Source organism: Providencia hangzhouensis (assembly GCF_029193595.2).
GTDB classification, from domain to species: Bacteria; Pseudomonadota; Gammaproteobacteria; order Enterobacterales; family Enterobacteriaceae; genus Providencia; species Providencia hangzhouensis.
In genome coordinates this window covers 3,403,635-3,427,642 of record NZ_CP135052.1, presented here as the reverse complement: position 1 = coordinate 3,427,642, position 24,008 = coordinate 3,403,635, and the positions used below count along the sequence as shown (strand labels likewise).

Below are 24,008 nucleotides of genomic sequence, written 5' to 3'. Positions count from 1 at the left end.
AGCCTCATTTTATAAACTTTTAGAAAGGAATTTTCGGTGTGTATGTATCGACATGATAATACCGAATCCAGCCATTAAAACAATCAATGCGGAGCCCCCATAACTCACTAAAGGGAGGGGAACACCAACCACAGGTAATATACCACTGACCATACCGATATTCACAAATACATAGACAAAAAGGATTAAGATCAAGCCGCCAACCATAACTCGACCAAAGGTATTTTGTGCGCTAGCAGCAATATAAAGCCCGCGAATAATCAGTAAAAGGTATAGGCCAAGTAAAATGAGCACCCCAACTAAGCCAAGTTCCTCTGCTAACACAGCAAAAATAAAGTCGGTATGTCTTTCTGGCAAAAATTCAAGCTGTGATTGCGTGCCATGTAGCCAACCTTTCCCCATTAACCCACCAGAACCAATTGCAATTTTTGACTGGATAATATGGTAACCAGCCCCTAATGGGTCAGTTTCTGGGTCTAATAACATCATGACACGGGCCCTTTGGTAGCCATGCATTAAAAAGAACCACAGCAGGGGAATGAAGGCCGCGAGCGCAATCGCTGCAACAGTAATAAGCCGCCAACTCATTCCTGCAAGGAACAAAACGAACAAGCCTGAAGCTGCAACTAAAATTGAAGTACCAAGGTCTGGTTGCGCCGCCACCAATAATGTGGGTACAAAAATCAATACTAGTGCAATTACGGTATTTTTGAATGAAGGAGGGCATAGGTCTCGGTTCATAAAACGAGCGACCATTAAAGGGACGGCAATTTTTGCAATTTCAGAGGGTTGGAACCGAATGAACCCTAAGTCTAGCCAACGCTGAGCCCCTTTACTTATCTGCCCAAAGACATCAACAAAAACCAGTAAAATAACGCAGAAGATAAACAGGTGAGGTGCCCAATTTTCATACATTCTAGGGGGGATCTGCGCCATCACTATCATGACGACGAAGCCTGTCGCTATCTGCCCTAATTTACGCTCCATCATTTCAGGATCTTGGCCGCTGGCACTCCACATAATAAATGCGCTGTATGCAAGCAACGCGATAATAATTAGCAGCATAGGCACATCTATATGCAGACGTGTGGATAACGAAATTTTTTTCTTATCGTCTGTCATATTCTTTATAGCTCATTGTTATTCATAGAATTGCGCATCAGCGATCTTCTCCTGCATTGGTTGCTGACACTGCGACTTCGGTTCGGTTATCACCAAGAAGAACGTGGTCAAATATTTGCCGCACAATATCACCGACTGCTGGGCCTACGCCCCCATTTTCTAAAATAATCGCAACGGCAATAGTGGGTTTATCATACGGAGCATAAGCAATCATTAACTTGTGGTCGCGCAAGTGCTCTGCCAGCTTACTGGCATTATAGGTTTCATAGCTGAAGACTTGTGCGGTACCGGATTTTGCTGCAGCTTTATATGGTGTGCCAATGAAACTGCGGCGGCCAGTACCATTTGGTGCATTGGCTACACCGTACATTCCATGCTTAGCTAGTTCCCAAAAACCTGAGTTAATATCGCCAATTTGTTTGGTTTCTTTGTCTTCATAAGGCACCATGGCATTACCCAACTTTGTGCCGTAGAGTAAATGAGGTGTCTTAACTTGACCATCATTTATTAATGTCATCAATGCTTTTGACATTTGAATTGGAGTTGCTGTCCAATAGCCTTGTCCTATCCCAACAGGGATCGTATCACCTTGATACCAAGGTTTTTTATAGCGTTTTTGTTTCCATTCACGGGTTGGCATGATGCCAGAACGCTCTTCAGCCAGGTCAATACCCGTATAATCGCCAAAACCAAAACGGCTCATCCATTCAGAAATACGATCAATTCCCATATCATAAGCGACTTGGTAGAAGAAGGTATCCGCAGATTCAATAATAGATTTCGATACGTTAAGTTTACCGTGTCCCCAACGCTTCCAGTCGCGGTAGCGTTTTTCTGAACCCGGTAATTGCCACCAACCAGGATCAAAAATAGTCGTATTTGGCGTGATTACTTTTTCACTCAATGCGGCGACAGAAATAAAGGGTTTTACTGTTGATGCAGGGGGATAAAGCCCTTGAGTTGTCCGGTTAATCAACGGCCTATCAGGGTTATTTAATAACGCTTGATAATCTTTATTTGAGATACCGTTAACAAACAAGTTAGAGTCATAACTTGGATTAGACACCAGAGCCAAAATTTCGCCATTACGTGGGTCAGTGACGACAACGGCAGCACGGCTAGTGGTTAACAGTTTTTCGATATAGATCTGTAATTCGAGGTCAATGGTAAGGTAGATATCTCGACCCGCTTGCGGTGGTTGTTCATGAAGTTGGCGAATAACACGACCTCGGCTATTCACTTCAACTTCTTCATAACCTGTTTTGCCGTGTAAGATGTCTTCATAATAACGTTCAATACCTAATTTACCGATATCGTGGCTAGCGGCATAATTGGGTAATAAACCTTCTTTATCAAGACGTTCAACATCTTTGTCATTAATTTTTGCCACATAGCCAATCACATGGGTTAGTGCAGAACCGTATGGGTAAGAACGACGTTGGTAGCTTTTGACCTCTAAACCAGGAAAACGGTACTGGTTAACAGCAAAACGAGCGACTTGGACTTCGTTAAGCTGTGTTTTTAGTGCAATAGAGGTAAACCGACGTGAGCGCTTACGCTCTTTTTCAAAATTAGTGATGTCTTCGTCAGTTAAATCGACCACGCTGCGAAGATTATCTAAAGTTTCTTGTAGATTACTGACTTTTTCGGGCACGATTTCTAACTGGTAAAACGTGCTATTAAGTGCGAGTTGGGTTCCTCGACGGTCATAAATAATCCCACGGCTTGGTGCAATAGGCACCAATTTGATTCTGTTATCGTTTGACCGCGTTTGGTAATCTTCATGACGGACAATTTGTAAGTGATACAAATTCGTCACAAGAATAGATGTTAAAATGACAATCACACCGAAGGCGATAAGCGCTCGGCGGATAAACAAAACTGATTCAGCGGTATGGTCGCGAAAAGGGGTGCGTTGTGTTTTCATCCCATTGCCATTTTGAACATATTTAAACCTGACTATTCCCTGTGATAAGGGTGGTTAGTCGTAATACTCCATGCGCGATAAAGACTTTCAGCAACAAGGACACGAACCAGTGGATGGGGCAGCGTAAGTGGTGAAAGCGACCAGCTTTGCTCCGCGGCTGCTTTGCAAGCCGGTGAAAGACCCTCGGGACCACCGATTAATAAACTAACATTACGACCATCTTGTTTCCATTTATCGAGCTGTACGGCAAGTTTTGGGGTATCCCAACGATCCCCTGGAATATCCAAAGTGACGATGCGATTTCCTTTACCTACAGCTGCGAGCATTAATTCGCCTTCTTTTTCTAGAATGCGCTTTATATCTGCATTTTTCCCGCGTTTTCCTGCTGGAATTTCCGTTAATTCAAATGGCATATCTTTAGGAAAACGGTGGAGGTAATCCATAAAGCCGGTCTGGACCCAGTCCGGCATTTTTGTTCCAACGGCGATGAGCTGTAATTTCAAACTCAGCTCCAAAGCTTTTCTAATTCATACATACGACGACTTTCTTCTTGCATAATATGAACAATGGCATCGCCAAGGTCGACGACAATCCAATCAGAAATGCCTTGCCCTTCAACACCCAATGGCATTAAACCATTTTTGCGGCAAGCTTCGATTAATCTGTCAGCGACTGACATCAAATGGCGGCTTGATGTCCCTGTACAGATGATCATCTGATCGGTAATACTTGATTTCCCTTGAACATCGATAGTAATGATATCTTCTGCTTTAGCATCATCAAGCTGATCGATAATAAATTGTTGGAGTTCAGTTCCTTGCAAAAGGTTCACCTTTTATTCAAATAAACAGAATATCACGTTAAACACTGTTTGTAGTTTGTAGATAAAATAATGGCTGATAACGAATCAAACACATTAACAGCCTTGTTATTTTACCCTAGATTTTAAGAAAAATCGGCTAAATTATTTTTTATTCATTGTGGAGTGAAATTTATAGGGATATCCGTACATTTGAGCAAGAAGTTTGTGTTAACTTTACAAAATAACTCTAGAAACTGTACTCCTGAAAAACATTTTAGGATGAGATAGGTATTATGCAAATAATTAAGCCAAAAGTTTTTATATTTGAAGGGATTAATCATCTTCCTGTTAATATTCATCGACAAGTGAGTTCCATGGTTGAATTTATCACGGATTTTTCCCATGAGGACAGGCAAAACAAAGTTAATGGTATTATTTGCTTTGGGCAGCAACTCCCTGAATTACAGGGGCTATTCCCTGCTAACATTCCAATATTAACCAGTAATAAACTACAAGATACAACGTTCTGGGACTGCTTTTTGACGAAATTGTATACGTTACAAAGGTTAGATGGCTTATACAACGAGTTAACACATCACAACATTATTCAATTTCATAGCTGCCACAAATATCTCATCATGGCGTATTCCCCTGTTGGCTATCAGTATACAGGGCGTTTAGTGGCGAGTATTAAAAGCAGTACCGACCTCGTGTGTTTTTTTAATCAATATAAAGCTTGTTTAATGGAAATATTGGCGACAGTGCCAGCAAGAAATACGGAAGTTAATGCGCTGAGCCATATGCAAGGTTATTTCAAACACAAAGCCACGAAGGATGAGAAAAAACGCTTATTATGGCTGATTAACGACTATTTAGCGGGGAATTTACCGTTAAACAGGCCGTTAGAGATGATGAAACAATTGCTTATTCAATACCCAGACAACTATTTAATAGAGCAAGTCATTTTTGAGCCATATCCGAATAGTTGTTCAATAAGGGAGCTCCCTTATTGCTGGTAAAGATGATGTTGATGAATATATTGCAGAACTGCATCTGGAATTAAATCGTGACAAGAGTCGCCTGAATTTAATTTTTCGCGGATCTCTGTTGCTGAGATATTTACCAGTGGGGTATCTCCAATAAAAATATACCCATTCGCCACTTGGTTTAAGGCAATAGGGTCTGTTGTTTGATGTTCTAACAGCCAGTTTTGCATTTTAGGATCGGCAAACTGTGTAGCATATCCCGGTCGGGAACAAACCAATAAATGACAGTTATCAAGTATTTGCTCCCAGCCGTGCCATTTATTAATCGACAATAAGGAATCTTGACCAATAATAAACGCCAGAGGTTTTTCTGGCCCAATTTCTTGGCGTAATTCAACCAGTGTTTCTATCGTGTAAGAAGGGCTGTTTTTCTCTAATTCACGCGTATCGATAGCAAATAAAGGCGCATTTTGAATTGCGAGTTTCACCATTTCTAAACGTTGTGATGGCGTCGCTTCTGGTTGTGGACGATGGGGAGGAACGTGGTTAGGTAACAAAATAACTTTTTCCAGCCCAACTTGTTGAGCAAGTGCTTGAACTGGACGTAAATGGCCAAAGTGAATGGGGTCGAACGTTCCACCGAATAATGCGAGTAAGTTATGTTGTTTTGAAAATGAGTTACTCATGAATAAAATTCTCTGCAAATGCTTTACCACATAATAGCATAGACAGTGACTGCAGGTCAGGCCATGGAGAATGGCTAAAATCTTGTTTAATATTGATTTCTGCTTGTGTTAATAACATTAATGCAGATTGTAATTGATGCAATGTTAAACGTTGTAAGGCTTCCGTGAGCACACCCCGGCGGTTTTGCCATACTTTGTGTTGATCAAATAATGTCTTTAACGTGGTTGTTGCCGACTGGCGTTTTAATGTAATAAGCAACATTAGATCGCGCTGGATTGATCGCAATAAAATAACAGGCTCAATATCTTCTTGCTGCAATTGCTCTAAAATATGCCATGAACGGCGGGATTTACCGGCCAATAGGGCATCAACCCAATGGTAGGGAGTAAAATGTGCAGAATCATTAACGGCACTCTCAACCCGAGGATAGGTGAGTTTACCATCTGGATAAAGAAGAGACAGCCGCTCAAGTGCTTGCGCTAAACCAAGTAAATTCCCTTCATAACAGTAACAAAGTAGTTGGTTAGCTTCGGTTTCTAATGAAAGCCTCATACTGTAGGCGCGTTTAGATACCCATTGTGGTAACCGCTGATATTCAGGCGTTAGGCAACTGATATAAATAGCATCTTGGCTAATTGCTTTAAACCAAGCACTGTTTTCTTGTGCTTTAGTGAGCTTATGACCACGTAACACAAGCAGGAGATCTGAATGCAGTAATTGCGCCAGTTGGTTCAGCTTTTCAGCCATGGCAGCGTTAGGGCCATTTTCAGGCAATAACAGCGTGAGAGTTTGACGGCTAGCAAATAGGCTGAGAGCTTGGCAGAGGCTAAATATCTCATCCCAATCAGTATGTTGCTCTAGAGAAAACGAAAAATGCTCTTCAAAGCCTTGTTCTTGTGCTGCTTTGCGGATGGCATCTTGGCTTTCTTGAAGAAGAAGGGGCTCATTGCCCCAAATTAAATAGCGGCCTCTTAGAGACTCTTGTAACGAAGAGGCCAGCTGTTCAGGGTAGATACGTGTCATTATGGTTGAGTATTCGTATCAGCCGCTTGGTTTTTTGCTTTTTCAAGTTCTGCTGAATGAACAAGCAATAATTTACGTACAATATTGCGTGCAGCTTGTTCTTGCATTTCTTGCCTTACAATTTCTTTTTCAGCATCTTTCGCCAGTGCTTCTAAAGGGTTGTCGAAGAAAGTGCGTTCAACACGGCTCTGTAAAGGATAGATAGCGCCATCAGGCATTAACACTTGCACATTCATTACCAGTGTTAATTGTTTTTCTGCCGCTTTACCATCTTGATAAACGGACACAGTTTCAGTGTTTTCATTAGAACTCAGAACTTTCAAAATGGGAACACCGGCTCTTCCAGTTTCGAGAATGGTTACATTATTGAGCCGCAGTTGCTCCCTAAGCGCCCTTGTAAGGTAGCCATATGGATCACTTGAACTTAGTTGCAAAGTTCTCAGTTCCTCAGGAATTTGTGTTGTTCCTTGAAGACGAAAACCGCAACCTGCGGTGACTAGCACCGCCAGGCTCAAAAATAAAGTTATCAGATAACGCACCTGGCCTCCTTATCAGCCAACAACCTAATATTAACCTACAACAAGGTTTAGCAATTTGCCTGGGACATAGATTACTTTGCGAATGCCAACACCTTCAAGGTATTTCGCTACGCTCGGTTCATTTTTTGCCATATCTAGGACAAATTCTTGGTTTGCATCAGCCGGAACGGTGATACGACCACGAACCTTACCATTAACTTGAACGACAACCAGTTTGGTATCGTCAATCATGGCTTTTTCATCAGCAACAGGCCATTGTGCGAAATCGATGTCTGTTTGGTGACCGAGCGCTTTCCACATTTCAAAGCAAGCATGTGGAATGATTGGTGATAACATCAGCGTGATAGCCTCAAGAGACTCTTGAACTAATGCACGGTCTTGTTCCGTTTCTTGTGGCGCACGAACCAATTTGTTCATGAATTCCATGATAGCAGCAATAGCAGTGTTGAATGCATAACGACGGCTGAAATCATCAGAGACTTTCGCGATTGTTTTATGCAAATCACGACGTAAATCTTTTTGCTCTGGCGTCAATGCGCTGATATCTAAAGGCGAAGTTGCACCTTTTTGTGAGTGCTCGTGTACTAAACGCCAAACGCGACGCACGAAGCGGTTAGCACCTTCAACGCTGGATTCTTGCCACTCAAGGGTTAACTCTGGTGGAGCAGCGAACATCATAAACAGACGAACAGTGTCTGCACCGTATTTTTCGACCATTAATTGTGGGTCAATACCGTTGTTTTTCGACTTAGACATTTTGCTCATACCGGTATACACCAGTTCATGGCCTTCATTATCTACGGCTTTAGTAATACGGTTTTTGTCGTCACGTTCAACAATGGCGTCTGCTGGAGAAACCCAAACACGCTGGCCATCGCTGCCGGTATAATAGAATGCATCAGCAAGCACCATGCCTTGGCACAGTAAGCGTTTTGCTGGTTCATCTGAGTTGACTAACCCTGCATCGCGCATCAACTTATGGAAGAAGCGGAAATACATTAAGTGCATGATGGCGTGTTCGATACCACCAATATATTGGTCAACCGGTAACCAGTAATTTGCTGCCTCGGGGTCTAACATGCCGTCGTCATATTGCGGGCAGGTATAACGTGCATAGTACCAAGACGATTCCATGAAGGTATCGAAAGTATCAGTTTCACGTAATGCCGGTTGACCGTTAATGGTCATTTTTGCCCACTCAGGGTCAGCTTTAATCGGGCTGGTAATGCCGTTCATCACAACATCTTCTGGCAAAATGACAGGTAACTGGTCTTCAGGAACAGGAACGACAGTACCATCTTCCAATGTTGCCATTGGGATTGGTGCACCCCAGTAACGTTGACGTGAAACACCCCAGTCACGTAAGCGGTAGTTTACTTTACGTTGACCTGCACCTAGCGCGACGAGTTTGTCTGAAATGGCATTGAAGCCAGCTTGGTGGTCTAACCCACTGAATTCACCTGAGTTAATCAGTGCATTTTTTTCGGTCATCGCTTCTTGGGATAAATCAGGCTCATTGCCATTAGCATCGGCAATAACCGCTTTGATGGGTAAGTTATATTTGTGAGCGAATTCCCAGTCACGTTGGTCATGGGCAGGAACGGCCATAACAGCACCAGTACCGTACTCCATTAAGACAAAGTTCGCGACCCAAATTGGCAGCTTTTCTTGGGTTAATGGATGAATAACGAATAAACCGGTTGCCATACCTTTTTTATCCATGGTCGCCATATCTGCTTCCGCAGTTTTGGTATTACGGCACTCATCAATAAATTGGGCTAATTCAGGGTTATTTGTCGCGGCTTCTTTAGCCAGAGGGTGACCTGCGGCAACAGCCACATAAGTTGCCCCCATAAAAGTATCAGGGCGAGTGGTATAGACTGTTAAGGTTTCATCACGGTCTGCAACATTGAACGTGATCTCAGTCCCTTCGGAACGACCGATCCAGTTGCGCTGCATGGTTTTGACTTGCTCTGGCCAGTCATCTAATTTGTCAAGGTCGTTGAGCAGCTCTTCTGCGTAGTCGGTAATTTTAATAAACCACTGTGGGATTTCTTTGCGCTCAACAGGGGTGTCACAACGCCAGCAGCAGCCATCAACCACTTGTTCATTCGCCAAAACAGTTAAGTCATGTGGGCACCAGTTAACCGCAGAGGTTTTTTTGTACACTAAACCTTTTTCATACAATTTAGTGAAGAACCATTGTTCCCAACGGTAATATTCAGGGGTACAAGTCGTGACTTCGCGATCCCAATCGTAACCGAAACCGAGCATTTTCAGCTGGTTTTTCATGTAATCGATATTGGCATAAGTCCAAGGCGCAGGAGCAGTATTATTTTTAACCGCAGCACCTTCAGCAGGCAGACCAAACGCATCCCAACCAATTGGTTGGAGAACGTTTTTCCCCAACAAACGTTGGTAACGAGAGATAACGTCACCCATGGTGTAGTTACGTACGTGGCCCATGTGTAGTCGACCAGAAGGGTAAGGTAGCATGGACAGGCAGTAGTATTTTTCTTTGCTGTTGTCTTCAGTCACTTTGAAAGTTGCTTTTTCATCCCAGTGACGCTGTACTTTAGGCTCTATATCTTCTGGACGATATTGTTCTTGCATGGCACCGATAATCCTATGGTGAATAAATGCTACATCTGTAGCGTGAATGTCTTTCTTAATTGAGATCGCATAGCATAGCGGATCTACACCGAAAACAACAATAGTTGATTAGCTGAACCTACGAGGGAGGCTGGATATTGCTTTTCGGGGAACGGATCAGGATATTTTACGCTGATAACCAAACAACTTAACTAAAAAGTTTGTTAAATGGTAGTGGTTTATTGATCTATTTCGAATTCAGGTTGTTGCTGTTGATTTATTTGCTAATAGCACAGTGATAAGACGAGGGAGCTAATGAGCTCCCTCTCGAATATTAATGGAGGATTTTTGCGAGAAAATCTTTTGCACGGTCAGATTGTGGGTTAGCAAAAAAGTCTTCTTTTTTACTGTCTTCAACTATCTTGCCTTCATCCATAAAAATAACACGATTAGCCACTTTTTTGGCGAATCCCATTTCATGGGTAACCACCATCATGGTCATGCCTTCATTGGCTAATTCAACCATAACATCAAGCACTTCGTTGATCATTTCTGGGTCTAGCGCTGAAGTAGGTTCATCAAATAGCATAGCGATAGGATCCATACACAGTGCTCGAGCGATAGCGACACGCTGTTGTTGCCCACCTGAAAGCTGAGCTGGAAATTTATTGGCATGGCTGGATAAACCTACGCGTTCCAATAATTTCAAACCTTTTGCTTCCGCTTCTTTTTTATCGCGGTTTAATACCTTAACTTGCGCTAATGTCAAATTTTCAATAATCGACAAATGAGGAAATAGCTCGAAGTGTTGGAATACCATCCCAACTTTAGAGCGAAGTTTTGCAAGGTCAGTTTTTTTGTTATTAACTTGAATATCATTCACAAAAATCTCACCCTGTTGAATCGGCTCTAAACCATTCACTGTTTTTATTAATGTGGATTTACCAGAACCAGATGGCCCGCACACAACCACAACCTCACCTTTTTTAACTTCAGTTGTGCAGTCTGTAAGCACCTGAAATTGGCCATACCATTTGGATACATTTTTCAGGGTTATCATGAAACAGTCCTTTTCTTAAGATAATTCACTAACATAGAAGCGCCAAAACTGACAATAAAGTACACCAGACCCGCAAACAGTACCATCTCTACTTGTGTCCCATCACGCTCACCAATATTGGTGGCGGTACGGAAAAAGTCTGTCAAACTGAGCACATACACGAGGGATGAGTCTTGGAACAGCACAATCCCTTGAGTTAACAACAACGGCACCATGGCTTTAAAGGCTTGCGGTAACACCACGAGCCGCATAGTTTGCATATTTGTCATTCCCAAAGCTAACGCCGCAGAGGCTTGTCCTCGTGAAATACTTTGAATACCAGCACGAATAATCTCAGAGTAATAGGCCGCTTCAAAAAGAGAGAAGGCTATCATTGCAGAAATTAAACGAATATCATTTTTTGGTGATAAGCCTAGAACATTTTGTAATAAGCTAGGTACGATTAAGTAAAACCACAGTAAAACCATAACCAACGGAATAGAACGGAATGTATTCACATACAAGGCCGCAAACCAGCTAATTGGTTTGAATGTGGATAACCGCATCACGGCAAGGACGGTACCCCACAAAATTCCGACCACTATCGCGGTTAGTGTGATTTTTGCTGTGACAATAAAGCCATCGATTAAAAAGGGCATACTCGGAGCAATTGAGCTCCAGTCAAATTCATACATCATTTTACCGCCCTCCAAGAGTGCCAGGTAAGCGAACTTTGCGCTCTAATAACGTCATCAGAATCATAATAATGACGTTAATACCGACATAAGCTAACGTAATGGCGGTAAATGATTCCCACGCGTGAGCAGAATAGTCCAATAGCTTTCCAGCTTGTGCTGCCATATCGACTAAGCCAATGGTTGACGCAATGGCTGAGTTTTTAACCAAGTTCAACATTTCTGACGTCATTGGTGGCAAAATAACCCGATAGGCATTGGGTAATAGAACGTAGCGATAGGTTTGTGGCAAAGTCAGCCCCATTGCGAGTGCGGCACTTTTTTGCCCTCTAGGTAGTGACTGAATGGCTGCGCGCACTTGCTCAGTCATCCGCGCTGCGGTGAATAACCCAAGGCAAAGCATTGAGGAAATAAAGAATTGATAGTTAGGATCTAAATCCATTTTAAACCAATCCCCGATTGAACGCGGGAGAAGTTCTGGAATAACTAAATACCAAGTAAAAAATTGTACAATAAGCGGCACGTTACGGAATAATTCTACGTATGCGGTACCTAAAAAAGCTAAAAAACGGTTAGGTACTGTACGTAAAATACCGAAGAATGAACCGACTAGAAATGCAATAATCCAAGCGCAAATAGAAAGTGTTACGGTGACTTCGAGGCCAGATATTAACCACCCTAAGTAGGTGGTATTCCCAAATGGGGCTTCCTGAAGGAAAATCCCCCAATTCCAGTTAATAGACATAATATTGACTTCCTGTGGGCAATGTAATTCCCGAATACTGTCGTAAGAGAGGATGCAAGGCGGGGAACGACCGCCTTGCAATTCTTACTTCAGTAATACCCTGTTTGTCTTTTTATTAGTTTAATGCTTTGTCATTTGGTTCTTTAAATAAGGCTTTCATTTCATCGGACAAAGTAAATTTCAGGTTCAGATTTTTTGGTGGAATAGGCTGATTGAACCAGCGGTCAAAGGATTTCTCTGCGACCCCCGAGGTCTGTGCATTCGCAATGGTTTCGTCGATAAGTGCTTTAAATTGAGGATCATCTTTACGCAACATACAGCCATAAGCTTCTTCAGTTTGCGGTTTGCCAACGATTTCCCAGATATCCGGTTTTTTCGCTTTTGCTCGCTCACCCGCTAACAATGCATCATCCATCATAAAGGCAACAGCACGGCCTGACTCCAAGGTACGGAATGAGTCACCATGGTCTTTCGCGCTGATAATGCGCATTTTCATATTTTTTTCATCATTCAACTGATTCAACAGAATTTCAGAAGTCGTACCTGAGGTCACGACAACATTTTTACCGGCTAAGTCAGCAAAGTCTTTTACACCGGAATCACCTTTGGTGAGTAAGCGTGTCCCGACCACAAAGATAGTGTTAGAGAAAGCTGCTTGTTTTTGTCTTTCTACGTTATTGGTTGTTGAACCACATTCAAAATCAAATGTGCCATTTTGCAGGAGTGGAATACGGTTTTGTGATGTAATGGGAATGAGTTTGACTTGCAGATCAGGCATGTTTAATTTTTTCTTCACTGCATCAACAATGGCATTTGAATAATCCTGCGAGTAACCAACCACTTTCTGGCTATTATCATAGTAAGAGAACGGTACGGATGATTCACGATGACCAACAACTATTACACCGTTGTCTTTGATTTTTTTCAGAGTGCCGTTTAATTCTTCTGCTTGGACTGCGCAGGTTGCACCTAAAATCATCATCGATAATACAAGTTTACTTATACGCATAATTACAACTCCTTTAGAACATCGGTGTAAACCCGTTGTAATTTTAAGGGGTCATCACGAGATAACGCCTGAATTACTGTGGTTTTGTAGTGTTGTGTTTGCAAATATTTCGCAGATTTAGACAATACCGCGATTATCCGCTATATGTTTTATTGTTGTTAAAAAGTAATTAAATTTGTTAATTAATGAAAACAAATTGTTTCAATTTCGGGAGCTGTCTCGCATATTATTTGGGTAATTTTTGAATTACCGCACTAACATGGTGATTTGCCACTTAATATTGTCCTAAACTGATAGTCACGCACTGTTAAGGTGCAATCTATCTTCATTTCATGTCATATATTGGATAAAGCAATTTACGTGCCTAGTTTTGATGGAACTGCATTTTTGTTCATTGGGAAGAGAATAATATTTGTAAAGTTAGCTGATGACACTTGTACGGAATATTTTGCTGTGTAAGATGTAACCTCTATTTAACTTATAGACGGTGTAACGGTATTAATCAAAGACTGGTTTTTATCGTTATGGTTATCAAAGTCGCATAATTAGTATTATTTCAGGAAGTTATACCAAGGTGCGCATGAACAGGCATTTAAAATTAGGTAAAGGATTAGTGATATTCGCCTGTCTGATGGTATTGATTTGTATGAATCAACGCGCCGTCGGAGAGCGTCTGCTCGCCAATTTTTTTGTGCCAGATGTCTTAGCTCAAGTGCAAATTAATACTGGAGCTAACCTTTCCTATATCGAACAATCACAAGTAAAACAAGGTGATAGCAGTAGTACACATCTTTCTAGTTGTGAACTTAGCGCCAAGTCATTAATGACTTTGTTACCTGCTGTGCTTGAACCATTCTTCTTTATGTTCCTTACTTTGGCTGCGCTAACTTTATTTTGTACTAATCTATTTATATCTAGAGCAAATAATGAAGAGAAGCATGCCCCTCCAAGAGTCAGAAGACACTTACAATTTTGTAATCTTCGGAATTAACACACAACGAATAGGGATTCGTTTGTGTAATTTATTCTGGAGGAAACAATGCGTTTTTTAATTAATTCATTTTTTATATTTTTTGCACTATTTTCGAGCAGTTTATACGCTGCAGATACGGGGTGGTTGCAACCTGCGAATACGGGGTGGATGAATGACAACACTCCACGGCATGCGCAGGTCAGGTTATTAAGTTCAGCACAGGAAAATGGCAAAATTGAGGTTTTGCTTGATGTGAAACTTGATGAGGGGTGGAAAACCTATTGGCGCTCGCCAGGCGAAGGCGGAGTAGCGCCTGAAATCGTATGGTCGTCACCTGTTGAATCAACGGATTGGCAATGGCCAACACCAGGGCGCTTTGATGTCGCGGGTGTTTCAACTCAAGGTTATATGGGCGATGTGGTTTTCCCCATAACAGTAACAAGTAATGAGAAGTTGGACAAACTGGCAGGAACGTTAACATTATCAACATGTAGTAATGTTTGTATTTTAACCGATTACCCATTTGAGCTCGATTTAACAGAACCTGTTCCTGCTGACTTTACTTGGGCGTTTAACCAAGCCAAAGGTGCGGTTCCACCATCAAGTGGTTTAGTTGAGCAAACCAAAGTTGGTTTTGCTAATGATAAGCTAATCATTGAATTACAAAAAAACACAGGGAACTCGTGGGAACAACCGAACATTTTCACTGATGTGGTTGAAGGGGCGGCGTTAGGCGTACCTGTAATAGAAACATCAGGAGAACATTTAACAGCAACAATAGATGTTGGTGATGATTGGGGGGGCGAGTCTCCTGATTTAACCGGAAAAACCATTTCTTTTGTGGTTTCTGATGGTGACATTTCCCAGCAAATTAGCCATCAAGTTAGCACATTTACTGGCACAATAGCGTCAAAAGTGAGCGGTGCTTCTTTATGGCAAGTAGTGTTATTTGCACTTTTAGGTGGCTTGATCCTTAATCTAATGCCATGCGTTCTTCCTGTACTCGCCATGAAACTGGGCTCAGTCTTAATGGTTCCGCAAGGTGAGCAGAAAACCATTCGTCGTCAATTTTTACTGTCTTCTTCAGGGATTTTGGTTTCCTTCTGGTTACTCGCCTTACTGATGACCTTACTGCGGGTCGGTCAGCAAGCCGTTGGCTGGGGTATTCAGTTCCAAAACCCGTGGTTTATCGGCTTTATGGTGGTGGTAACGGCGTTATTTACTGCAAATTTATTTGGTTTATTCGAAATCAACCTTGGCAGTAAGGCTAATACACGCTTGGCGACCGCAGGTGGTCATGGCAATAGTGGTCATTTCTGGCAAGGGGTACTCGCGACATTGTTGGCAACGCCTTGTTCTGCACCATTTTTGGGCACAGCCGTGGCCTTTGCACTGGCAGCGCCAATGGAAGAGTTGTGGTTGATCTTCACGGCATTAGGTGTCGGAATGAGTTTGCCTTGGCTATTAATTGCCGCTTTTCCTGCTATTGCGAGGTTGTTACCAAAACCGGGTATGTGGATGCTCAAATTGCGTGCAATACTTGGAGTCATGATGCTAGTTTCCAGCTTATGGCTAATTAGTTTATTAATTCCGCATTTTGGTGTCTCTACTTCGACCTCGATTGCTGTCATTTTCTTAGTGTTATTAGTGGTCTTTATCGCGATAAAACGTGGTGTAAGAGCAGCTATCTTGCCATTTATATTATTCGCTGTTTTTGCTGGTGGATTTGTTTGGATGACGCAAGAACAGCACTCTGGTAGCCGCTCTCTCGTTAAAGATACGGTGAATTGGCAACCGCTAACTGAACAGGCAATTGCTGATGCGCTAGCGGATAATAAACGCGTATTTATTGATGTTACCGCGGAATGGTGCGTAACCTGTAAGGCAAATAAATACAATGTATTGCTAAGAGATGATATTCAACAGCTGCTTAGTGAACCTGATGTTGTTGCTTTACGTGGTGATTGGACGAAGCCTTCACCTGAAATTACAGCATTTTTACAAAAACGTGGGCAGGTCGCTGTTCCATTTAATCAAATCTATGGCCCTAACTTGGCCGAAGGCGAAGTACTTTCAACGATACTTGATCGTGAATCGCTAATATCCGTTATGAATCAGGCCAAAGGAGCCACAAAATGAAAAAAACAATTTTAGCTGTTTTATTTTCGTCACTAATGATTGGATCAGTAGCACAGGCGGCACCTTTGAGTGCAGACCAAGAAGCACAAGTGCGTAAATTAGTGCGTGATACTTTGGTTGAAAACCCAGAAATTCTCGAAGAAGCTATCGTTGCCCTGCAAGCCAAACAAGGGGAAAAACAACAAGCCCAAATGAAAGAAACGTTAAAAGCGGAGCACGATGCTTTATTCAATGACCCAACCAGCCCGCGTATCGGTAAAAAAGATGCCAAGTTAGTTTTGGTTAACTTTACTGATTTTAACTGCCCATTCTGTAAGCGTTTCGACCCACAACTGATGGATCTTGTGAAAAAATACCCTGATGATGTGGCTGTGGTAATTAAATACTTACCATTTAAAGGCCAGACTTCAATGGATTCAGCTCAGTTAACCATGACACTGTGGCAAGAAGACCCGAAAGCATTTGAAGCTTTACACCATAAATTTATGCAAAAACAGGGCATGCTATCAGATGCAAATATCAAAGATGCTCTCAAAGCCACTGGCAACGATAAGCTAAAAGCGAGTGATAAGAGCCGCGATGGTATTCGTACCAATATGATATTGGCAGAAAAATTGGGTGTGAATGGTACCCCAGCAACATTGGTGGGTGATGAAATGATCCCAGGTGCTATTGATGCACAGCAGTTTGAGGCGGTAGTGAAGGAGCAGCTCGCTAAGCTCAAATAATCCTCGTCATACTTCGTGCTGTGGCGTTGTTGGCTTCGCTTACTAACCCTAGTCACATACTTATGTATGCTCCTAGGGCTTAGTTTCACTCGCCGCCTAGCCACAACGCGAATTATTTAGAGGATAAAGATTAAATAATCCAAACTCTAGAATTAGAGGATAAAGATTAAACAATCCAAACTCTAAAATTAGAGGATAGGAAAAAAATATTTAATTAAATGCTAAAGCATTCATTTTAAGTGGATGTTTTGGTTTCTTACATCTTTGATTTGTACTATTTGATAACAAATAGGTAAGTAACTATATGAATAAAATAAAAAAGTGGTCTAAAGAAATTATTGTTTTGGCAATTATTTTATTTATTGCCTTTACGGTGATGGATTTATGGCGCAAACCACAAACCCTTGCGCCCGTATTATTGGAGCAGCACACTCTAGTGAATGGTGAGAGCGTTTCATTAGCTGAGTTAAGTAAAGAAAAACCGATTCTAGTGTATTTTTGGGCAACTTGGTGTGGGGTATGTAATTTGACTTCGCCAACGGTATCAGAGTTAAGCCAATCAGGTATGCCAATTATTTCGGTCGCGATACGTTCAGGTGAAACATCTCGCTTAATCAAGGGAATGGAAAACAAGGAATTAACGTTTCCTGTGATTAACGATACCAGCGGTCAGCTTTCCAATGCGGTTGGGGTCAGCGCAACTCCCACATTTATGGTAATTGATAACGGTGAATTAGTCAGCTTTACATCGGGTTGGACTAGCTCTTATGGCCTAAAAATGCGTATGTGGTTGGCATCGTTTTAATTTTTCTATCATCCCCTTTGGCTTAAAAAGGGGATTTTTCTGCCTATAAGTTTAATTTATCACTATGATAAACTCATTCGGCTATATAAATAATAAAATAGGTGAATGGGATGGCGATATTTAAAAAAGTGGTTGGATTATTTTTAGGCGCGGTATTAATCACGGGATGCTCCCCTGATGTGGAAGAAAAAACGACCACGAAAGAACCATCAGGAACAATCAAAAATTCAGAAATAGAACAGCGTTATGATGAAATAAAAGCCAATTCAACAGAAGATAAAATCAATGCGTTTAATGCAAAAGGAGATGATGACCCAACGATGTTACGGGGCATTTTTCTATCTGACATGGCGGAATCATTACCTATGCTGATTGATGACGTAACACTATTGACGGAAGTGACTGCTAAAAATGGCATGTTATTTTACCAATACACTATCAAAGGGATCCCTGACAATATATTGGAAGGTGATAGCTGGCAGCAAAATATGCGTGAGATTTTAAATCGCAACTACTGCGGTAAAAATGCAGGTATGGATATTTTGCATGAAATGTTCCCTGAAGGCATTACGCATAATTATCATAAGTCTAACAAACTTATTTTTACCTATATTGTTACCCCTGCGATTTGCCAATAGTATTCATTAGAACGCCTGATAATATTTATTTATCAGGCATATCAATGATTAGAATTCTAAATTACGAATAAAACGGTAGTCCGCTGATTGTGGTTTTAAACGATACAAATTAGCGGGTCGGCCGCGCTCGTGGCGTTTCTCTCCGGTATCAATTAACAAATCAGCTTGTTCGAGTCGGCGCCTAAACGATTTATTTTGCAAAGGCTTACCAATCAAAACTTCATGGACATGCTGTAGCTCTGCTAAGGTAAAAACGTCAGGTAATGCAAAACCTGGAACTATCGAATAGAGTGATTTTTGCTTTAGGCGTTCTCTCGCGTGTTGATAAAGTTTGAGGTGGTCGAACGCAAGAGTCAGTTGTTCAATTTCATCAATAGAGACCCATTTTACAGAATCCACGGTATCAATATGGGCTTCGCAGGCTTGGTAAGCAATTAGAGCTGTATAGCAAACAGTGACAGACCAGCCTCGAGGATCTCGTTGGTGATTTCCTTCTGTACAAAGCTGCTCAACATAAGGAGGAATAACTCCTGTTTTTTCTTTTAGTTTACGTAAAACAGTCTCTTCTAAGGTTTGATCATTTTGCTCATCAATAAATCCTCCCGGTAAGCCCCATTTTCCTTTTTCAGGGAAACTTGCTCGCTCAACCAGTAATACCTTCAACGTGTTTTCATGGTAAGTAAACAAAACAGCATCGACAGTGAGTAAAGGCGATAAATAATCTTTTCTGTCATAACTAGCAAGAAACTCTTTTTCATTCATATTGTTACCACTTATCGCTAAAGATGAAGTTTAGGGTTAGATCATACAGGTAAAAATAGTTATTGTCATTAAGACATTTAATGCTTGACTTGTTTTTGTCTATAAGACAATAATTAATTAAGGTCATAAAGACAATAATGAGGAATCCACTATGATTAACTTTAAATATTTCAAAGCAGACTCATCAACTTTTGTTATTCAATCGGTGAATGGGAAAGTGCGTAAGCAAGGTAAGGGGCTCAGTTTTTGGTATAACTCCGATAAAACATCCATTGCGGCACTTCCATTAAATGCCCAAGAAGCCCCATTTATTTTTAATTTACAAACGTCTGATTTCCAAAGTTTACGTATCCAGGGGCAAATTTCTTTTCAGGTAAAGCAGCCGGAAAAAACCGCGGACGTCTTAAATTTTAATTTATCTAAGGATGGGAAAAGCTACTCTTCTGAAGATCCCCTTAAATTAAGTGACCGAGTAGTGCGAGCAGCTCAAACAGTGATTCAAGCCAAAATACAAACTACTTCATTGCGAGATGCATTACTAATTAGTCAATCATTAGTGATTTTGGTAAACCAGCAATTAGCAGAGCAGGCGGTTATTGAGTCACTGGGAATTGAAATTTTGGATGTTTCTATTTCTGCCATCGCACCATTACCTGAAACGCTCAAAGCGTTAGAAGCACAAGCGAGAGAATCCATACTGAAAGAGGCTGATGATGCCATTTATGCAAGACGTAAGTTTTCTGTAGAACAAGAGCGAACAATTAAAGAAGCTGAATTAGAAACAGATTTATCTGTTCAGGCCAAAGAACAACAAATTGAAGAGGCTCGTCTTGATAATGAGCGAAAAATATTGCGAGAGCGAGCCGAAATAGAGCAAGAAGAGTTAATTGCACAAGTAAGTGCAGAGGCAAAACGCAATGAGCTGGTTGCGCTTAGTGTTGAAAACCAGCGTATACAGTCTGATGCAGATGCTTATTCCATTGAATCTAAAATGAAAGCTTATAGCCAATTACCCGTTGAAAACTTAAAAGCGTTAGCGTTGGCTAAAATGGGACCTGAGCAGTTGATGGCGATGGCATTCGAATCATTGGCACAAAATGCTGGAAAAATTGGTGAGCTCAATATATCGCCTGATTTATTTAGCCAGTTAATGAAAAAAGGAGGTAAATAATGCAAAGGAATAATGACGTGCGATTTGTATTAGTCATGCGTAAAACGCGTTTACAGGAATTGATTGAACGCTTTAACACCTGGCCTCAAGCCAAATTTTACTTGGAGCATAACCATGTTGAAGTGAGCGATTATTTAAATGAGCATGATTTATATCAGCGCCAATTAGTGCAAGCCGAATCGGTATTGAAATCATTGGGTAGATTTCAATTATTGGAACGAAAATTATTGCCTAGTTACCAATTTTCTAAACACGATATTGTTGTTGTTATTGGCCAAGATGGTTTAGTGGCGAATACCTTGAAATACTTAAATGGACAGCCAGTTATTGCTATTAATCCTGATCCTAAAAGGTGGGATGGCCAACTACTTCCTTTTGAAATAGGCCAATTGCAGGAAGTCGTGATAAATACCTTAAAAGGAAAAATAGAGCAAAAAATAGTGACTTTTGCACAAGCTACAACCAATGATGGGCAATCACTATTAGCGGTAAACGATTTATTCATTGGCCCGAAAAGCCACACTTCGGCACGCTATTTATTGAACTGGAATGGGGAACAAGAGTTTCAATCATCTTCTGGAATAATTATATCCACAGGACTTGGGTCAACGGGGTGGTTTCAATCTATTTTAGCGGGAGCACAGGCCATTATGGGAGTAAGTACTCACCCGTTGGCAAAAGGATTTGGTTGGGGGGAAAGTAAATTACAATTTAGTGTTAGGGAGCCGTTTTTAAGTAAAACTACAGGAACCAGATGGGTATTTGGCACGATTGAGCCGAGTAGCCCGTTAGCTGTTGAGTCATTAATGCCAGATAACGGCGTTATTTTTTCTGATGGCATTGAAGATGATTTCTTACAATTCAATTCAGGTTGTATTGTGACGGTGAAGATTGCGGACACACAGGGGTTATTGGTTGCTTAGCTAATTTCCCCACCTCATTTACAGGTACCGAGGTGGGGTCAACATCGTTACTTTTGACGTCTATTCATAGCAAAACCAAGAATACCAAACATAATGGCGATTCCCCACATTGGATGATTACTCCAACGTGCGTAAGGGGTTAGCCCTGTTGTCGGTGTGACTTCAGTGGAAAGAGTTGCTGTTTTAAATTGTGGTAGCATATCTTGTATTGAACCATCCGCACGGATCACTGCAGTTATCCCGTTATTAGTGGAACGTAATAATGGGCGTCCCAATTCTAACGAACGCATACGTGCCATTTGGAAATGCTGCCATGGGCCGATAGATTGGCCAAACCACGCATCATTTGAAACAGTAAGTAAGTAGTCGCTATCAGGTTTAAAATTATCTCTGACCTGTGTACCTAAGATAATTTCATAACAAATAGCGGCAGTGAGGTGAATATTCCCTACAGCGAGTTGGGCTTGTTGGTAATCACCACGGCTGAATCCAGACATCGGTAAGTTAAAAAACGGTGCAATAGGGCGCAGGATATCTTCTAATGGAACAAACTCCCCAAATGGCACTAAATGATGTTTGTTATAACGGTTTTTTGATGGGTAGAGATACGGGTTTTTATCCCCTAATACAATAATCGTATTAAAGAACTCATATTCCCCATCCATTGGCCTTGCATCAACGATCCCTGTGATTAATTGAGTGTTCGAAGCCGCTAACAGCCGGTCGAGGGATTTTAGCCATGCTTGGTTATCCAGTTCAACAGAAGGTACGGCAGATTCAGGCCAGATAATTAGCGATGCTTTACCAATATAAGGACGAGATAACTCCATATAGGTATCTTTGGTTTTCTGTAAAAAACTGGCTTCCCATTTCATTGATTGCGGGATATTACCTTGAACTAATGCCACCTGCATTTTGTTGTCTTCAAGCGGGGTAAACCACTGAATATTTTTGGCAACTAATGGGGCAAACAGTAAAACTACCGCTGTGGCTAATGCAATAAAGCTACGACGTAGGATAGCGAGCGCTAACAAACCACTAATGCTAAATAATAGCAATGTGATCATTTCGACGCCGAATATTGGAGCGAGCGATTTCATGGGGCCATCAATTTGGCTGTAGCCAAATTGCAGCCATGGGAAACCAGTGAGAACCCAACCACGTAAAAACTCAGTGACTTGCCACAGGGCAGGAGCAAGAAATACTAAACGCCAAATATTGGCATGTGGGGCAAATTTAGCCATCAATGCCCCAAAAAGCCCTGTATAAAGGGAAAGGTATGCTGCCAAAAGAATGACAATAAAGACGTTAACAGGCCCTGGCATCCCCCCAAAATCCGCGATACTGACGTAAACCCAGTTAACGCCACTACCGAATAAGCCAAATCCCCAAGCGAAACCGATAGCAAAAGATTGCTTGGCTGTGCGCTGCAAGGTCAGTAATTGGAGAAAAAGGATAGAAAGAAGTGCGGCAGGCCAGATGTCAAAAGGCGAAAAAGCCAGCGTTCCACTGGCTCCGAAAATTAAAGCCAGCAGTAACCGCAACCGCTGACTTTGATAAATAGACGTTGAGTTCATTAAGTCTGTTCTTCTTCCAAAGTTGGAACTGGCGCGTCGTCTGGAATTTTCACGTGAAGCAGAAGGATCCGGCGACTATCTGCCATCGCAACTTTAAATTGATAGTTGTCAATTGTGATGGTTTCACCACGAGAAGGTAGATGACCGAAGGCTTGCATAACGAGGCCACCGACCGTATCAACCTCTTCGTCACTAAAATGAGTCCCAAAGGCTTCATTGAAATCTTCAATCTGCGTAAGGGCGCGCACAGAATAAGAATGGCGGCTAAGTTGACGAATATCAACATCGTCTTGGTCGTCGTATTCGTCTTCAATTTCGCCCACGATGAGCTCTAAAATATCTTCAATAGTCACTAGACCAGAAACACCACCAAACTCATCGATAACGATAGCCATATGGTAGCGTTGAGAGCGGAATTCTTTGAGTAGTCTGTCTACTCGCTTACTTTCAGGGACAACAACCGCTTGGCGTAATACCTTATCGATACTAAAAGGCTCAGCGTCAGTACGCATAAATGGCAGTAAATCTTTTGCCATTAATAACCCTTCGATATGGTCTTTATCTTCACTAATAACAGGGAAGCGTGAGTGAGCAGAGTCAATAATGACATCAAGGCACTCATCAAGCGTTTGGTTACGTTTTAAGGTAACAATTTGGGAACGCGGGATCATAATGTCGCGCACACGCTGATCCGCAATATCCATTACCCCTTCAAGCATTTCGCGGGTGTCAGGATCGATCAAATCGTTCTGTTCAGAGTCGCGGATTAATTCGACCAAATCATCACGATTTTTAGGTTCACCATGGAATAGGTGATTTAACAGTGCAAAGAACCCTTTCTTAGGACCAGGGTTATCGCTACTCGAAGAGTTATCGTCGCTCATGGCGGTTAATTTTTTTTTCCTCAAAAAATACTCGTCATACTTCGAACCGCAGCGTTGTTGGCTGCACTCGGCTACTCGAATCACATACTTATGTATGCTCATCGAGATATCCTCACTGGCCGCCTAGCTGCAATTCGAATTATTTAGAGTATTTACTCGTCGTATCTCGAACCGCAGCGTTGTTGGCTGCACTCGGCTACTCGAATCACATACTTATGTATGCTCATCGAGATATCCTCACT

Annotated in this window: 23 protein-coding genes; 8 read left to right on the top strand and 15 right to left on the bottom strand. The window is 41.7% G+C overall.

Translation table 11 applies throughout. The annotated features are described in order from the left end of the window. Positions 1-9: 9 nt before the first annotated feature. Genes mrdB through rsfS form a run of 4 tightly spaced genes read right to left on the bottom strand, consistent with a single transcriptional unit; the run spans position 10 to position 3,881 of the window. A complete protein-coding gene (mrdB, locus tag PZ638_RS15585) occupies positions 10-1,122 on the bottom strand; it encodes a peptidoglycan glycosyltransferase MrdB (protein WP_004257071.1) in 1,113 nt (370 codons plus the stop codon). 37 nt (positions 1,123-1,159) lie between these two features. After that, the gene (mrdA, locus tag PZ638_RS15580; RefSeq protein ID WP_004257068.1) at positions 1,160-3,049 is read right to left on the bottom strand and encodes a peptidoglycan DD-transpeptidase MrdA; all 1,890 of its coding nucleotides are present in this window, start codon (positions 3,047-3,049) and stop codon (positions 1,160-1,162) included. Between the two features lie 32 nt (positions 3,050-3,081). Beyond that, complete coding sequence (rlmH, locus tag PZ638_RS15575) at positions 3,082-3,552, bottom strand: 23S rRNA (pseudouridine(1915)-N(3))-methyltransferase RlmH (RefSeq protein WP_036957956.1); 471 nt, start codon at positions 3,550-3,552, stop codon at positions 3,082-3,084. Between the two features lie 2 nt (positions 3,553-3,554). Next, the gene (rsfS, locus tag PZ638_RS15570) at positions 3,555-3,881 is read right to left on the bottom strand and encodes a ribosome silencing factor (protein ID WP_004257063.1); all 327 of its coding nucleotides are present in this window, start codon (positions 3,879-3,881) and stop codon (positions 3,555-3,557) included. Between the two features lie 263 nt (positions 3,882-4,144). Here rsfS and PZ638_RS15565 point away from each other — a divergent pair, with 263 nt between their 5' ends. Further along, positions 4,145-4,870 (top strand): YbgA family protein, encoded by a 726-nt coding sequence (locus PZ638_RS15565; RefSeq protein ID WP_144140778.1) that lies wholly within the window; start codon positions 4,145-4,147, stop codon positions 4,868-4,870. Here the strand turns inward: PZ638_RS15565 and nadD are convergent. From nadD to PZ638_RS15525, 8 genes are all read right to left on the bottom strand, one after another. Further along, on the bottom strand, positions 4,858-5,523 hold the full coding sequence (nadD, locus tag PZ638_RS15560) for a nicotinate-nucleotide adenylyltransferase (RefSeq protein WP_144140780.1): 666 nt from the start codon (positions 5,521-5,523) through the stop codon (positions 4,858-4,860). The genes PZ638_RS15565 and nadD overlap by 13 nt on opposite strands. Continuing rightward, positions 5,516-6,547 (bottom strand): DNA polymerase III subunit delta, encoded by a 1,032-nt coding sequence (gene holA / locus PZ638_RS15555; protein ID WP_144140782.1) that lies wholly within the window; start codon positions 6,545-6,547, stop codon positions 5,516-5,518. Before holA ends, nadD begins: the two co-directional genes overlap by 8 nt. Further along, positions 6,547-7,086, bottom strand: coding sequence for an LPS assembly lipoprotein LptE (lptE, locus tag PZ638_RS15550; protein WP_096864959.1), 540 nt, complete (start codon positions 7,084-7,086; stop codon positions 6,547-6,549). Before lptE ends, holA begins: the two co-directional genes overlap by 1 nt. A 30-nt stretch (positions 7,087-7,116) precedes the next feature. Then, on the bottom strand, positions 7,117-9,699 hold the full coding sequence (gene leuS / locus PZ638_RS15545; protein ID WP_164455896.1) for a leucine--tRNA ligase: 2,583 nt from the start codon (positions 9,697-9,699) through the stop codon (positions 7,117-7,119). Between the two features lie 313 nt (positions 9,700-10,012). Beyond that, positions 10,013-10,738, bottom strand: coding sequence for an amino acid ABC transporter ATP-binding protein (locus tag PZ638_RS15540; RefSeq protein WP_004257041.1), 726 nt, complete (start codon positions 10,736-10,738; stop codon positions 10,013-10,015). Next, a complete protein-coding gene (gltK, locus tag PZ638_RS15535) occupies positions 10,735-11,412 on the bottom strand; it encodes a glutamate/aspartate ABC transporter permease GltK (RefSeq protein WP_036958176.1) in 678 nt (225 codons plus the stop codon). The genes PZ638_RS15540 and gltK overlap by 4 nt, the downstream gene beginning before the upstream one ends. A 4-nt stretch (positions 11,413-11,416) precedes the next feature. Then, positions 11,417-12,157, bottom strand: coding sequence for an amino acid ABC transporter permease (locus PZ638_RS15530; protein WP_004257036.1), 741 nt, complete (start codon positions 12,155-12,157; stop codon positions 11,417-11,419). 115 nt (positions 12,158-12,272) lie between these two features. Next, positions 12,273-13,139 (bottom strand): glutamate/aspartate ABC transporter substrate-binding protein, encoded by an 867-nt coding sequence (locus tag PZ638_RS15525; protein ID WP_004257033.1) that lies wholly within the window; start codon positions 13,137-13,139, stop codon positions 12,273-12,275. 607 nt (positions 13,140-13,746) lie between these two features. Here PZ638_RS15525 and PZ638_RS15520 point away from each other — a divergent pair. The 5 genes from PZ638_RS15520 (at position 13,747) to PZ638_RS15500 (ending at position 18,449) form a co-directional block, all read left to right on the top strand. Continuing rightward, positions 13,747-14,157, top strand: coding sequence for a metal resistance protein (locus tag PZ638_RS15520; protein WP_094961801.1), 411 nt, complete (start codon positions 13,747-13,749; stop codon positions 14,155-14,157). Positions 14,158-14,205: 48 nt separating this feature from the next. Further along, positions 14,206-16,278, top strand: a complete 2,073-nt coding sequence (locus PZ638_RS15515) for a protein-disulfide reductase DsbD family protein (RefSeq protein ID WP_272674768.1) — start codon at positions 14,206-14,208, stop codon at positions 16,276-16,278. Continuing rightward, on the top strand, positions 16,275-17,006 hold the full coding sequence (locus tag PZ638_RS15510) for a DsbA family protein (RefSeq protein ID WP_110591314.1): 732 nt from the start codon (positions 16,275-16,277) through the stop codon (positions 17,004-17,006). The genes PZ638_RS15515 and PZ638_RS15510 overlap by 4 nt, the downstream gene beginning before the upstream one ends. A 304-nt stretch (positions 17,007-17,310) precedes the next feature. Continuing rightward, entirely contained in the window at positions 17,311-17,811 is a 501-nt protein-coding gene (locus PZ638_RS15505) for a redoxin domain-containing protein (RefSeq protein WP_096864956.1), read from the top strand. Between the two features lie 110 nt (positions 17,812-17,921). Beyond that, positions 17,922-18,449, top strand: a complete 528-nt coding sequence (locus tag PZ638_RS15500; protein WP_004257009.1) for a hypothetical protein — start codon at positions 17,922-17,924, stop codon at positions 18,447-18,449. Between the two features lie 48 nt (positions 18,450-18,497). Here the strand turns inward: PZ638_RS15500 and PZ638_RS15495 are convergent, their stop codons facing one another. Further along, on the bottom strand, positions 18,498-19,211 hold the full coding sequence (locus PZ638_RS15495; protein ID WP_164455891.1) for an NUDIX hydrolase: 714 nt from the start codon (positions 19,209-19,211) through the stop codon (positions 18,498-18,500). Between the two features lie 151 nt (positions 19,212-19,362). On the opposite strand from PZ638_RS15495, the gene PZ638_RS15490 reads away from it, so the two are divergent. Then, positions 19,363-20,382 (top strand): SPFH domain-containing protein, encoded by a 1,020-nt coding sequence (locus PZ638_RS15490; RefSeq protein WP_004257001.1) that lies wholly within the window; start codon positions 19,363-19,365, stop codon positions 20,380-20,382. Beyond that, a complete protein-coding gene (locus PZ638_RS15485) occupies positions 20,382-21,305 on the top strand; it encodes a diacylglycerol kinase catalytic domain-containing protein (protein ID WP_094961808.1) in 924 nt (307 codons plus the stop codon). Before PZ638_RS15490 ends, PZ638_RS15485 begins: the two co-directional genes overlap by 1 nt. A 47-nt stretch (positions 21,306-21,352) precedes the next feature. On the opposite strand, the gene lnt is transcribed toward PZ638_RS15485, so the two are convergent. Both lnt and corC read right to left on the bottom strand, forming a co-directional pair. After that, positions 21,353-22,882, bottom strand: a complete 1,530-nt coding sequence (gene lnt / locus PZ638_RS15480) for an apolipoprotein N-acyltransferase (RefSeq protein WP_094961809.1) — start codon at positions 22,880-22,882, stop codon at positions 21,353-21,355. After that, on the bottom strand, positions 22,882-23,766 hold the full coding sequence (gene corC, locus PZ638_RS15475) for a CNNM family magnesium/cobalt transport protein CorC (protein WP_036958175.1): 885 nt from the start codon (positions 23,764-23,766) through the stop codon (positions 22,882-22,884). Before corC ends, lnt begins: the two co-directional genes overlap by 1 nt. Positions 23,767-24,008: the final 242 nt, after the last annotated feature.